14 protein-coding genes are annotated in these 13,057 nt (G+C 62.3%); 9 read left to right on the top strand and 5 right to left on the bottom strand.

Annotation, left to right across the window (positions count from 1 at the left end):
* Nucleotides 1-63: 63 nt before the first annotated feature.
* The 4 genes from AC1DUY_RS25220 (at nucleotide 64) to AC1DUY_RS25235 (ending at nucleotide 3,222) form a co-directional block, all read left to right on the top strand.
* Nucleotides 64-1,869 (top strand): sensor histidine kinase, encoded by a 1,806-nt coding sequence (locus AC1DUY_RS25220; RefSeq protein WP_081421901.1) that lies wholly within the window; start codon nucleotides 64-66, stop codon nucleotides 1,867-1,869.
* A gap of 56 nt (nucleotides 1,870-1,925) precedes the next feature.
* Entirely contained in the window at nucleotides 1,926-2,390 is a 465-nt protein-coding gene (locus AC1DUY_RS25225; RefSeq protein WP_374725710.1) for an HPr kinase/phosphorylase, read from the top strand.
* A 131-nt stretch (nucleotides 2,391-2,521) separates the two neighbouring features.
* Complete coding sequence (locus AC1DUY_RS25230) at nucleotides 2,522-2,923, top strand: PTS sugar transporter subunit IIA (protein ID WP_068733893.1); 402 nt, start codon at nucleotides 2,522-2,524, stop codon at nucleotides 2,921-2,923.
* Nucleotides 2,920-3,222, top strand: coding sequence for an HPr family phosphocarrier protein (locus AC1DUY_RS25235; RefSeq protein WP_089262865.1), 303 nt, complete (start codon nucleotides 2,920-2,922; stop codon nucleotides 3,220-3,222). Before AC1DUY_RS25230 ends, AC1DUY_RS25235 begins: the two co-directional genes overlap by 4 nt.
* Before the next feature lie 33 nt (nucleotides 3,223-3,255).
* On the opposite strand, the gene AC1DUY_RS25240 is transcribed toward AC1DUY_RS25235, so the two are convergent.
* Nucleotides 3,256-4,887: a glycosyltransferase family 39 protein gene (locus AC1DUY_RS25240; protein WP_478117891.1), complete on the bottom strand. Its 1,632-nt coding sequence runs from the start codon at nucleotides 4,885-4,887 to the stop codon at nucleotides 3,256-3,258.
* 126 nt (nucleotides 4,888-5,013) lie between these two features.
* Between AC1DUY_RS25240 and lepA the strand changes: the two genes are divergently transcribed.
* The 4 genes from lepA (at nucleotide 5,014) to AC1DUY_RS25260 (ending at nucleotide 9,288) form a co-directional block, all read left to right on the top strand.
* Nucleotides 5,014-6,819 carry a translation elongation factor 4 gene (gene lepA / locus AC1DUY_RS25245; RefSeq protein ID WP_478117893.1) on the top strand — a complete coding sequence of 602 codons (1,806 nt, stop codon included), beginning with the start codon at nucleotides 5,014-5,016 and terminating at the stop codon, nucleotides 6,817-6,819.
* Between the two features lie 152 nt (nucleotides 6,820-6,971).
* Nucleotides 6,972-7,319 carry a DUF1801 domain-containing protein gene (locus tag AC1DUY_RS25250; RefSeq protein WP_478117895.1) on the top strand — a complete coding sequence of 116 codons (348 nt, stop codon included), beginning with the start codon at nucleotides 6,972-6,974 and terminating at the stop codon, nucleotides 7,317-7,319.
* A gap of 15 nt (nucleotides 7,320-7,334) precedes the next feature.
* The gene (locus AC1DUY_RS25255; protein WP_478117897.1) at nucleotides 7,335-7,934 is read left to right on the top strand and encodes a hypothetical protein; all 600 of its coding nucleotides are present in this window, start codon (nucleotides 7,335-7,337) and stop codon (nucleotides 7,932-7,934) included.
* Nucleotides 7,935-8,070: 136 nt separating this feature from the next.
* Entirely contained in the window at nucleotides 8,071-9,288 is a 1,218-nt protein-coding gene (locus tag AC1DUY_RS25260; protein WP_089262875.1) for an ABC transporter substrate-binding protein, read from the top strand.
* Between the two features lie 72 nt (nucleotides 9,289-9,360).
* Here the strand turns inward: AC1DUY_RS25260 and AC1DUY_RS25265 are convergent, their stop codons facing one another.
* Genes AC1DUY_RS25265 through AC1DUY_RS25280 form a run of 4 tightly spaced genes read right to left on the bottom strand, consistent with a single transcriptional unit; the run spans nucleotide 9,361 to nucleotide 12,417 of the window.
* The gene (locus AC1DUY_RS25265; protein WP_478117899.1) at nucleotides 9,361-10,554 is read right to left on the bottom strand and encodes an MFS transporter; all 1,194 of its coding nucleotides are present in this window, start codon (nucleotides 10,552-10,554) and stop codon (nucleotides 9,361-9,363) included.
* Nucleotide 10,555: 1 nt separating this feature from the next.
* Complete coding sequence (gene arsB / locus AC1DUY_RS25270) at nucleotides 10,556-11,587, bottom strand: ACR3 family arsenite efflux transporter (protein ID WP_093759868.1); 1,032 nt, start codon at nucleotides 11,585-11,587, stop codon at nucleotides 10,556-10,558.
* 31 nt (nucleotides 11,588-11,618) lie between these two features.
* On the bottom strand, nucleotides 11,619-12,071 hold the full coding sequence (arsC, locus tag AC1DUY_RS25275) for an arsenate reductase (glutaredoxin) (protein WP_478117901.1): 453 nt from the start codon (nucleotides 12,069-12,071) through the stop codon (nucleotides 11,619-11,621).
* Nucleotides 12,064-12,417, bottom strand: a complete 354-nt coding sequence (locus AC1DUY_RS25280; RefSeq protein ID WP_089262883.1) for an ArsR/SmtB family transcription factor — start codon at nucleotides 12,415-12,417, stop codon at nucleotides 12,064-12,066. The genes arsC and AC1DUY_RS25280 overlap by 8 nt, the downstream gene beginning before the upstream one ends.
* Before the next feature lie 42 nt (nucleotides 12,418-12,459).
* Between AC1DUY_RS25280 and AC1DUY_RS25285 the strand changes: the two genes are divergently transcribed.
* Nucleotides 12,460-12,999, top strand: coding sequence for a DUF6428 family protein (locus AC1DUY_RS25285; protein WP_478117904.1), 540 nt, complete (start codon nucleotides 12,460-12,462; stop codon nucleotides 12,997-12,999).
* Nucleotides 13,000-13,057: the final 58 nt, after the last annotated feature.

Consider the following 13,057-nt stretch of genomic DNA (forward strand, 5'->3'; position numbering starts at 1 on the left):
CACGCAACAATGAGCGCGGCGTGGCGCATCGCAGATATCGACAACAACCGGGCAGTTTTGGCATTGCTGGATCGTACGCAGCCTGATGAAAGCCTGGACGCCGACGGCACGTCGCCGCATGCGGCAGGCGGCGATGCCGATCGCACCCGTCGCGGCTGGCAGCGCCCGCTCGACTGGCTGCGCCGTGCCCGGCAGTTCTTCGTTGCGCTGACCTTTTCGAGCCTGACGCGTCGCATCGTTTCGCTCAATCTCGCCGGCCTCTGCGCCCTCGTCGCCAGCATTCTCTATCTCTCGCAATTTCGCGCCGGCCTGATCGACGCGCGTGCGCAGAGCCTGCTGGTGCAGGCCGAAATCATCGCCAGCGCCATTGCCGCTTCGGCCACCGTCGAAACCAATACGATCACGATCGACCCCGACCGCTTGCTCGATCTCAAGCCCGGCGAAACCTATGGCGTGCCGGACGAACTCTCCGGCCTCGATTTCCCGATCAATCCCGAACGCGTTGCGCCGGTGCTGCGGCGGCTGATTTCGCCGACCAAGACTCGTGCGCGCATTTACGACCGCGATGGCGTGCTGATCCTCGACAGCCGCAGCCTTTATGGCCGCGGCGATGTGCTGCGTTTCGAACTGCCGCCCCCGACCACCGAAAAGCCCGGCTTTGCCGAACGCACAATGATCGCGGTCCGAACCTGGCTCAATCGCGGCGACCTTCCGCTGTATCGCGAACTTGGTCCGGAAAACGGCAACGGCTATCAGGAAGTGCAACAGTCGCTCGACGGTCTGAAGAGCAGCATGGTGCGCATCAACGAACGGGGCGAAGTCATCGTCTCGGTCGCCGTGCCAGTGCAGCGCTTCCGCGCCGTCCATGGTTCGCTGATGCTGTCGACCCAGGGCGACGACATCGATCAGATGGTGACCGCCGAACGTCTGGCGATTCTGAAAGTCTTTGCGGTCGCGGCCGTGGTGATGATCGTGCTGTCGCTGCTGCTGGCATCGACCATTGCAGGTCCGGTGCGACGTCTTGCCGACAGCGCCGAACGCGTTCGTCGCCGCATCCGCACGCGTGTCGAGATCCCGGATTTTACGCGCCGCCGCGACGAGATCGGCCATCTCTCCGGCGCGCTGCGCGACATGACCGATGCGCTTTATAACCGCATCGAGGCGATCGAGATGTTCGCGGCCGACGTCTCCCACGAGCTCAAGAATCCTTTGACTTCGCTGCGCTCCGCCGTGGAAACACTCCCGCTGGCAAAGAACGACAACAGCCGCGGCCGCCTGCTCGCGGTGATCGAACACGATGTGCGGCGGCTTGACCGGTTGATCTCGGATATTTCCGACGCCAGCCGTCTCGACGCCGAACTACAGCGCAACGACACTGCGCCCGTCGATGTCCGACGGTTGTTGACCACACTGACCTCGGTCGCCAACGAAACCAAGCTCGGTCATGACGTCGGCGTTGAAGTCCGCTTCGAAGGCGCTGCCACCGACGCCTTTTCAGTGCCGGGCCACGATTCCCGCCTCGGTCAGGTCATCACCAATCTCGTCACCAATGCGCAGTCATTCTCGACGCCGGGCGGCAAGGTGCGGATCGTCTGCCGTCGCCTGAAAGGCAAGATCGAGATCGTCGTCGATGACGACGGCCCCGGCATCGGACTGGATGCACTCGAACGGATCTTCGAACGCTTTTACACCGACCGCCCACATCAGGGCTTTGGTCAGAATTCTGGCCTCGGCCTGTCGATCTCCAAGCAGATCGTCGAGGCCCATAGCGGTACGATCTGGGCGGAGAACCGCATCGGCCCGGCCAATGCCGACGGCGAGATCCCGGTGCTGGGTGCGCGCTTCGTGGTACGGTTGCCGGCCACATGAGTGCGGATGGCAAAAGCATCCATGCCTCCGCCGTACTGGTCGATGAGCGCGCGGTCCTGATCCGGGGGCCGTCCGGTTCCGGAAAATCGCGGCTGGTATTCGACCTGATCCTCGCCGCTCAGAGCGGACAGCTTCCCGAGGCCATGCTGGTCGGCGACGACCGGGTGCATCTGGATGTCAGGGATGGAAAACTGTGGGTACGGCCGGCGCCCGAACTGGTCGGGCTGCTTGAGGTCAGGGGGCTCGGAATCCGGCGTCTGGACTGCGCTACCGGCGCCATCGTCGGGCTGGTGGTCGATCTCGCCGCCACCGACGCTGCGCGCCTGCCAGAGCCGGAAGCGCTCAAAACCACACTGGAGGGCGTCGAATTGCCCCGAATCCCGGTCGGGACAGGCTTTTCACCACTACCATTGGTCGTAGCCGCGCTTATTACAAACGATGGTTTAGCCGCAGTGCGACCTTTGGACGATTGCTCGAAGGGAATTGGTAACCATATTAGTCCCACTATCGCCACCGAATAGACCCGCGCTACTTCCCGCCGCATCCGTGCAATTTAAGGGAGATTCGCGAAGAGCCCTCTTGCATAGGGGCTCTGGATGGTCAAAGTGGCCCTTTCGTGCGGTGCACCAAAAGCACCCACGAGGAGTTTCCGATGATTGGTCTAGTACTTGTGACCCATGGGCGCCTTGCCGACGAGTTTAAGGCGGCGCTTGAGCACGTAATGGGTCCGCAAAAACAAATTGAAGCCGTGACGATCGGCGCCGAAGACGATTCCGATTTGTGTCGCAGCGACATTATCGAAGCGGTCAATCGCGTCGACAGTGGCGATGGCGTTGCCATCCTCACTGATATGTTCGGCGGCACGCCATCGAATCTGGCGATCTCCTGCATGAGCCGGCCGAAGGTCGAGGTTCTTGCCGGTATCAATCTGCCCATGCTGGTGAAGCTCGCAAAGGTGCGCGAAGAGCGCACGCTGCCCGATGCGATCGCTATGGCGCAGGAAGCCGGCCGCAAATACGTCACCATCGCCAGCCGCGTTCTCGCCGGCAAATGAGCGACAGCCCAGACGATACGACGGTGTCCGGCAGCGTCTCCCGCGAGATTCCGATTACCAACAAACGTGGCCTTCATGCGCGCGCCTCTGCCAAATTCGTGCAGATGGTCGAGCGGTTCAATGCCGACGTCACGGTGACACGCAACGGCGAGACCGTTGGCGGTACATCCATCATGGGCCTGATGATGCTGTCCGCCGGACCCGGGACCAGCATCATGGTCACTGCCAAAGGCGCCGAAGCTCAAGCGGCGCTGGATGCGATCACCGAGCTTGTGACCAACAAGTTCGGCGAAGAGTAGCGGTTCGCCGAAAGCCGCTTCGTCAGCGAACGGCTATTTCATCGCTCCAGGCGCCACCACATAGACATTCCACCGCGTGGTCGTGCCGACATTGCCCTTGAAGAAGCGTCGCGTCGACATCACGATGCGTTCGGCATTCGGGAGATTGTCCTTCATCCACGCTTCGCAGCGATCGAATTTCCAGTCACCGACCATGCAGATTCCGATGAAGCCGTTACGCTTCGCTTCGGCCATCGACGTCACGCCTGACGGCCACGGCTCGTAAGGCGTCAGCGGCAGCGGATGATCGGGGCTGTAGAACGTCATCTGCTCGGCGACATCGACGAAGCCCACGACCTCGCTCCAGCGCGTGTGGAAGCGCTTGTGCCAGACTTCGGTGAGTTCGCGCGCGAGTTGCGAGTAGGAGATGTGAGCGAAATTGCCGTTGGCATCGCGCGGCAGTGACGCGATGGCGATCTGCGGTGCGGCGGCGAGCGTGACCAGCGACAGCACCAGCCAGATCGCGGCGAGCCGTACCAGCGCGACCCGCGGCATCTTCAGCGCCGGGATCGCAATGACCGCCAGCGGCACCAGGAAGAACAGCGAGATACCCCAATCGGTCTTGATATAAACGTCGAACAACAACGCACCGATCGGCGGCCCGACGGCGACAATGGCCTGGATCAGCCAGATATTCAGGGCCCGGTCCCTGCGGACACCGGGATTGGTCGTCAGTGACCACGGCCGCTTGACGAATGCGCGGGGATCGCGCGCTACCGACACCCACCAGCGTGGGCCCCAGGCCAGCACCGCAGCGGCCAGCCCCAGCGGCAACAGCAGCAGCGCGACGTTATGGCCGACATAGCCCCACGCCAGCTGCAAACTCTCCCAGCGTGACGAGATCGCATAGGTATTGCCGGCGTAACGAAACGGCGCGTATTCCACCTGCCGCACCCAGTCGAGATGCGGAATCATCGCCGCCGCCATCGTCGCGATGGCGATCCATGGTGCCGGCGAGCGCAGGAACAGCATCCGCTGCGGATGGATCAGCGCGGCCAGACCGATGGCGCCGATCATCGTCACCACCCAGTATTTGGTCATCAGCGCCAGCGCAGCGGCGAGGCCAAGCAATACACCGGAGCGAATCGAGCGCTTCTCGAACGCGTGCAAATAGGCCAGCACCACCAGCGGCAAAGTTACCAGCTGCAGCAGGTCCGGATTGTATTTGAAGCCCTTGAAATTGAAGATCGGATAGATCGCGACCATCAGCAGCACGAAAAAGGCACGGCGCCGATCGACCACGCGCAGCGCAATCGCCCAGCAAAGGATCATTCCGATGCCGACTGTGACCATGGCGAGCAGATAGGTCGCCCAGTCCACCGGCGGGAAAAATTTGAACCAGACGCCCGAGATCCAGCCCGACAGCGGCGGATGCTTGCCGTAGCCCATCAGGAACTTCTGCCCCCAGGCATAGCCCTCGGAGACGTCGAAATGGATGTCCTGCGCCGCCTTTACCTGGGTCAGGATCGCGGTCCATAGCACCACATGGGCGATCGTGAAGCCGAGCACCAGCAGGACGCTCAATTGCGGATCACACGCCCAGGCAACGAGCCGCGCAGCGCCGCGGCGGCCGATGGACAGCAAGCCCCGGCGTTTGGCGGGGGTAGAGGAAGCGATTGTACTCATGGGCCCCTGCCTAGCGTGTTTCGGGCCGGAGTAAAATCAGGATGCCGTGACGGAAACAGGGCCGGGAATCAGGCCGAAACCCGCATTAAGGTTGCCGCATCGGGGCCTGAATGCTATCCCGCGCGCATGACAACCTCCCCGATTTCGAACGTTCGCAACTTCTCCATCGTCGCCCATATCGACCATGGCAAATCGACGCTGGCCGATCGCCTGATCCAGATCACCGGCGGGTTGCAGGCGCGCGAGATGAAGGAGCAGGTGCTCGATTCGATGGATATCGAGCGCGAGCGCGGCATCACCATCAAGGCGCAGACCGTCCGCCTGCATTACAAGGCCAAGGACGGCAAGGATTACATCTTCAACCTGATGGACACGCCCGGCCACGTCGACTTCGCCTACGAGGTCTCGCGTTCGCTGGCGGCCTGCGAGGGCGCGCTGCTGGTGGTCGACGCCTCGCAGGGCGTGGAAGCGCAGACGCTCGCCAACGTCTATCACGCACTCGACGCCAATCTCGAAATTGTGCCGATCCTCAACAAGGTCGATCTGCCCGCGGCAGAGCCCGAGCAGGTGAAGAAGCAGATCGAGGACGTCATCGGCATCGACGCCTCGGACGCGTTGATGATCTCGGCAAAAACGGGTCTGGGCGTGCCTGACGTTCTGGAAGCCATCGTGCACCGGCTGCCGCCACCGAAGGGCGACCGCGAGGCCACGCTAAAGGCGCTGCTGGTCGATAGCTGGTACGACGTCTATCTCGGCGTCGTCGTCCTCATCCGCGTCGTCGACGGCGTCATGAAGAAGGGCCAGCGCGTCCGCATGATGGGCACCAACGCCGCCTATGATGTCGAGCGCGTCGGCTACTTCACGCCGAAGATGGTCAATGTGGACGAACTCGGTCCCGGCGAGATCGGCTTCATTACGGCCGCCATCAAGGAAGTCGCCGATACCCGCGTCGGAGACACCATCACCGACGATCGCAAGCCGGTCACCGACATGCTGCCGGGCTTCAAGCCCGCGATCCCCGTGGTGTTCTGCGGGTTGTTCCCGGTCGATGCCGACGACTTCGAGACGCTGCGCGCCGCCATGGGCAAGCTGCGGCTGAACGACGCGTCGTTCTCGTTCGAAATGGAAACCTCGGCTGCACTGGGCTTCGGCTTCCGCTGCGGCTTCCTCGGCCTGCTGCATCTGGAAATCATCCAGGAGCGCCTGAGCCGCGAGTTCGATCTCAACCTGATCGCGACCGCACCGTCAGTGATTTACAAGATGCATCTCACCGACGGTGAGGAGATCGAGATCCACAATCCGATCGACATGCCGGACGTGGTGAAGATCGCCGAGATCCAGGAGCCGTGGATCGAAGCCACGATCCTGACGCCCGACGAATATCTCGGCAGCGTGCTGAAGCTCTGCCAGGAACGCCGCGGCAATCAGAAAGAACTCACTTACGTCGGCGCCCGCGCGATGGTGAAATACGAGCTGCCGCTCAACGAAGTGGTGTTCGATTTCTACGATCGCCTGAAATCGATCTCGAAGGGCTACGCCTCGTTCGACTATCATCTGACCGACTACAAGGCCGCCGATCTCGTCAAGATGCAGATCCTGGTCAATGCCGAGCCGGTCGACGCGCTGTCGATGCTGGTGCATCGCACCCGCGCCGAAGGCCGCGGCCGCGCCATGGTCGAGAAGATGAAGGAACTGATCCCACCGCACATGTTCGTCATCCCGATCCAGGCGGCGATCGGCGGCAAGGTAATTGCCCGCGAAACCGTCCGCGCGCTGCGCAAGGACGTGACCGCGAAGTGCTATGGCGGCGATATCAGCCGCAAGCGCAAACTTCTGGAGAAGCAGAAGGAAGGCAAGAAGAAGATGCGGCAGTTCGGCAAGGTCGACATCCCGCAGGAAGCGTTTATTGCCGCGCTGAAGGTGGATAGCTGAGGATCAACCGCCCGCCGTTCTGACCAGAGGTACCGCATATGACTGCGATACGGGATGCGAACAGAACGGCGAAGCGACCTCCCCAAGGCTTTTCAGATCCAGCTGTCAAAGCAGCATTCGACCAGCATCCTCCGGCGATCAAGGCTAGGCTCTTGGCGCTCCGGCAACTGATCTTCGAGACCGCCGCGGAAATCGATGGCGTCGGTCCGCTCGAAGAGACACTGAAGTGGAATCAGCCGAGTTATCTCACGGCGGCAACCGGAAGCGGCAGCACGATCCGGATCGACCGGATCAAGGACACCAACCGGTACGCGATCTACTTCAACTGCAATACCAATCTGGTTGAAACGTTTCGCTCGCTGTATCCCGAAGGCCTGAACTACGGCGGTAACCGAAGCATCATCCTCAGCCTCGACGACGACCCTCCCGAAATCGCTCTGCGCCATTGCGTCGGACTGGCGCTCACCTATCACCGAAGCAAACGCAAGCCGCGCTCATAGGCACCGCGAGAAGCATTGAGCGGATTCTGCCACGACGCTTGCCGTTTCGCGGCTTTTCAGCGCTTCCGCTTGCAGCTGGAAATGAACGGATCCGCCAATTGCGACGACCCATTCCCGATGAGTGGAAATTGCATTCCAGAGATCTACCCCAACAATCTCGCACGCCGCTATGACACGGCGCGCGGGTGGTTCGTCGATGCACTGTCTATTGTCGCAGCCGCACTGGCCGTATTCCACTACAATCCGGACGGTGTGATCGCCACGATCGTCGTCTTCATCGGCGCCTACGCCGTCGCGCATTATCTCGGGGACGTGATCTGGCTAACCAGCCTGACCTGGCTCTTGTTGCTCACGATGCTGATCTATGCCTGCACCTTCTTCTATACTTTCAGCCACCTCCCGCTGCTCACCGCTTTGCTCCTGACCATGTTCCTTCCGGGAATTGCGCAAGCCTATGTGATTTGGGATTTATGGCCCGCGACAAGCCATCCGCTACCCCTGTTCTGCGTGGCTTGGCTCATCCTGCTGGCGATCTGCATTTTTGAACCAACGACGTTCAGCCGGCTGAGCTCCTTCGTCAAAGCAAGACGCGGCCGGAGCTATCCGCCGGTCTAATTTTCCGCCCACCGCAATGCGGCAGATTTCTGCGACCAAACATCCCCCACGACCGCTATTGCCTCCCCGTCCTTCGCCCCTCATGCTGCCGCCACGACGCCGAAAACGGCGCGTATGAAAATTTGGGGAGGATTGAATGATCGCGCACCGCACGGTTGCGGCTACGACGTTTGCTGTTTCGCTGCTTTTTGGCGCTTCCGCACTGGCCCAGCAGGCCAACACGCTTCCGCTCAAGATCGGCGTGCTCGCCGACTTCGCCTCGGTCTATGCCGACATCGGCGGCCAGGGCAATGTCGAGGCAGCGAAGATCGCCATCGAGGAATTCGGCGGCAAGATGTTCGACAAGCCGATCGAGCTGGTCACCGCAGATGCGCTGAACAAGGCCGACGTCGCCGCCACTATCTCGCGCAAATGGTATGAAGCCGAGAATGTCGACATGATCATCGACATGCCCACATCGGCCACCGCGCTGGCCGGCATGGAAATGTCGAAGCAGTTCGAAAAGATCATGATCGTCACCGACGCCGCGTCGTCGGACATCACCGGCAAGTCGTGCTCGCCCTATACCGCGCACTGGACCTACGACACCTATGGCAACGCCCACACCGTCGGCAGCGCCATCGTCAAACAGGGCGGCGATTCCTGGTACTTCATCACGGCCGACTATCTGTTCGGCCATTCCATCGAACGTGACACCGGCGACGTGGTGCGCGCCGCGGGCGGCAAGGTGGTCGGCAGCGCCAAGCATCCGCTGAACACGGCGGACTTCTCCTCCTTCCTGCTGCAGGCGCAATCGTCCAAGGCCAAGATCATCGGCATGGCCAATGGCGGCGGCGATACCATCAACACCATCAAGCAGGCGTCGGAATTCGGAATCGTCGCCGGCGGCCAGAAGCTCGCGGGCATCGTAATGTTCATCTCCGACATCCACTCGCTCGGCCTGAAGATGGCGCAGGGCCTGATCATCACCGAGGCCTATTACTGGGATCTCAACGATCGCACCCGCGCCTTCGGCAAGAAGTTCTTCGACAAGATGAAGCGGATGCCGACCATGAACCAGGCCGCGACCTACAGCGCGACGCTGCACTATCTCAAATCCGTGCAGGCAGCAGGCACCCGCGCCACCAAGCCGGTGCTGGCGAAGATGCGCGAGATGCCGGTGCGCGACGCCTTCACCGACAATGGTGTGCTCCGCGAGGACGGCCGCATGGTGCACAGCATGTTCCTGCTCGAGGTCAAGAAGCCGGAAGAGTCCAAGGCGCCGTGGGATTACTACAAGGTGCTCGCAGAAGTCCCCGGCGATCAGGTGTTTCGTCCGATGAAGGACGGCGGCTGCCAGTATGTGAAGCAGTAACCGCTGACGAGTTCGATCGCCCGGCACGCCGGGCGGTCGAACCACCACAGGCCAACCGGTCGATGGAGCACGTCAATTCTTCATCGGATTTTGAACGAGGACGCCAGTTTCCGGCTTCGCCACCGGAGCCCTCAACCAGAAGAGCGCCAGGAACGCGAGCGACGTCAGCCCGCCTGTGAGCGCCAGCGCGACGCGCGGGCCACCGTGATCCAGCACAAGGCCGAACAGCAGCGGCGCTGCACCCTGCAGGATGCGCGCCGGCGCGGCCAGCCAGCCGGTTCGCATGCCGTATCCGACGGCGCCAAACATGGCCAGCGGAAGCGTTCCGCGCGCGATCGTGAACAAGCCATTGCCGGCACCGTGCAGAAGGGCGAATGGAAGCGCGACTGGCGCTCCGAACAGGATCAGCAATCCGGCGCCGACGGGATGCAGGCCCGCGGCCAGGCGTGCGGATATCATCGCCGACGCATGTCTTAGCAGGCCGAATTCCCCGATCCGGGCTGCGACTTGCGCAGGCCCCATCAAAGCCCCGGCCAACACGGCCTGCGCCGGGGTGGCCCCGAGCGCTTCCAGCAGGCGCGGCATGTGCGCGGCAAAGGCGGTGGTGACAAACCAGGTCGCACCGAAGACGCCCGCCAGAACGATCATCGCCCATGGAATGCCTGATGTGGGGACGGCAGGCTCATCCAGATGCGCATGCGGCGGCGCCTTCGGAACGAGAAAGCGGTTGAGCGGCAAACCAATGACGATGTGCAACGCGGCCCATGCGAAGCAGGCGCCGCGCCAGCCGAAGGCATCGATCATCGCGGCACTGAGCGGCCAGCCGATGGTGCTCGCAAAACCGGCGAACAGGGTGATGCCGGTGATCGCACTTCGGGCCTGTCGTCCCCACAATCCCGCAACCGTCGCGAACGCGGCCTCATACAGGCCGAAACCCATGCCGGCGCCGATGACCAGCCAGGCCAGGGCCAGCGTGATCGGCCCCGTTGCAACCGCAAGCAAGGCCAGCCCCGCCGCAAACATCAGATTGGTACCGACAAGCACGTCCCGGCCACCGCTGCGGTCGATCATGCGGCCGGCGAGCGGGCCGAGCAAACCCGACACCAGCAGTGCCACGGAGAACATCGCGAAGAACCACGTCTTGGACAGATGCAGGTCTTCGCAAATGGGATCTGCGAATACGGCCGGAACATAGTAGCTGGAAGCCCATGCCAGTGTCTGCGTCGTACCGAGCGCGGATACGACTTGCCAACGAACGACTGCCACCTCAGTTCACAGCTCCCCGCTCGTACCAGTCCCGTGTCGCCTTCACGATGTGAACCACGGAGAGCATCACCGGCACCTCGATCAGAACGCCGACGACCGTTGCCAGTGCCGCGCCCGATTGAAAACCGAACAGTGCGATCGCCGCCGCTACGGCGAGCTCGAAGAAGTTCGATGCGCCGATCAGGGCGGAAGGGCCGGCCACGCACCAGGCGACACCCAGGCGGCGGTTGAGCCAGTAGGCGAGACCGGCATTGAAATAGACCTGGATCAGGATAGGGACGGCGAGCAGCGCAATGACCATCGGCTGCCGGGTGATCTGCTCGCCCTGCAGGCCGAACAACAGCACCAGAGTTAGCAGGAGCGCGACCAGCGATACCGGACCGAGCAGCGACAGTGCCTGCGATAGCGCCGCCTCGCCTCCCCTCGCCAGCAATGCGCGCCGCCAGAATTGCGCGATTGCCACAGGCACGATGATGTAGAGCAGGACGGACAACAGCAACGTGCCCCAGGGCACGATGATGGATGATAGTCCGAGCAGAAGGCCGACGATCGGAGCGAAGGCGACCACCATGATGGTATCGTTGAGCGCGACCTGTCCAAGCGTGAAGTTCGGCTCGCCATCGACCAGGTTCGACCAGACAAACACCATCGCCGTGCACGGCGCAGCGGCAAGCAGAATCAGACCGGCCGTATAGCTATCGATCTGGTCCGCGGGCAGATACGGCCTGAACAGATGGCCGATGAACAGCCAGGCGAGAAGCGCCATCGAGAACGGCTTCACCAGCCAGTTGATTCCGACGGTCGCGGCAATGCCGCGCCAGTGTGCGCCAACGTGACCGAGCGCTCCGAGGTCCACCTTGAGCAGCATGGGAATGATCATCAGCCAGACGAGGACAGCCACCGGCAGATTGACCTGTGCAATCTCCGCCGAGCCCAGCGCATGGAAAACGGCCGGCATCCATCGGCCCAGCAGAATGCCGACGACGATGCAGAGACCGACCCAGATCGTGAGATAGCGCTCGAACAAGCCCATCGCCGGAGCGGAAACCGGCCTGCCAATGACTTCACTGGTCATGACGTTGTCCTGCGATCCGCTGGCCGCTCGCATCCACGACCCGGTCGCCATCCTCTTTCGAGAACGCGCCAAGCTGCGGAGTGGGCATGATGTCCAGAACCGCTTCGGATGGCCGGCAGAGTCTCACGCCCAGCGCCGAGACCACGATCGGGCGGTTCATCAGAACCGGATGGGCTTCGATGGCGTCGAGCAACTGCGCGTCGGTCAGACTGGTGTCGGAGAGGCCCAGTTCGGCATAGGGCGTTCCCTTCTCACGCAGGATGTCGCGCACCGACATGCCGGCGCGCGCGAGCAATTGAACGAGCAGGACCCGCGACGGCGGTGTCTTCAGATACTCGATGATGTGTGGCTCGATGTCGGCATTGCGGATCATGGCCAGCGTGTTGCGCGAGGTACCGCAATCAGGGTTGTGATAGATGATGACGTCGACGCTATCAGGCACGTGACAGCTCCTTGCTGTCCGAGGTGCATGCGGACGCCGTGGCCGGCATACAGATGTCGGGATGACCCGCGCAGCAATCCCGCATCAGGAACTGGATGAGGCCCGACAGGGCGTCGTAATCGGCGGTGTAGACAATCGAGCGGGCCTCCCGCTTCGCGCTGGCAAGGCCAGCCTGGGTCAGCTCCTTCAGATGGAAGGACACGTTCGAGGCCGACACGCCTGCAGCCTCCGCGACGGCGCCGGCCGGCATCCCGGCGGGACCGGCCTGCACGAGCAGGCGCACGATGCGAAGCCGTGTCTCCTGGGACAGCGCTGCGAAAGCCGACAGGGCTTGACGTTCTTCCATATTTCAATAATCCTAAAAATATCGAATCATGGAGTAACATCGATGCTGGACCTTGCCAAGCCGGAAATTCCGCCTTCGCCGCAGATCACCGCCGACGACATCAGCATCGGGGCGCTCCTCGCCGCCTGCGACGCGGCACCGGCATTGCCTTTGGTGTTCACCTATAGCGGTCACAGCATTCAGGCGGGCTACCACATCACCGAAGTCAAGGCGGGCGCCTTTTCCGCACTTGATTGCGGCGGCAATCCCGAAGCGTGGTCGGAGATCTTCGTACAGTTGTGGGACATCGTCGAAAGTGGCCGGACCCATATGACGGCGGCTAAATTCGCCGCCATCATCCGGAAAGTCTCCGACCATGTCGCTCTCGATATCAATGCGCGACTGACTTTCGAAGTGAGCGATGGCATCGCGCCGATGCAACTACACTGCGCGGATACCCCGCGCATACAGGGCGACGTTCTCACGGTGGCGCTTGCCCCGCGTCCGGCGAGTTGCAAGCCACGCGACCGCTGGCTGGAGGCGCAGAAGGAAGCCAGTGCATGCTGCGCGCCGGTATCGTCCAAAAGCACGTGCTGCCGGTAGACGCCGCGGTTCAGACCGGAGACCTGTTACTGGACTCTCAACGAGAGCGCGCGGTAGA

The sequence above is a fragment of the Tardiphaga sp. P4_G1 genome (genome assembly GCF_056401215.1).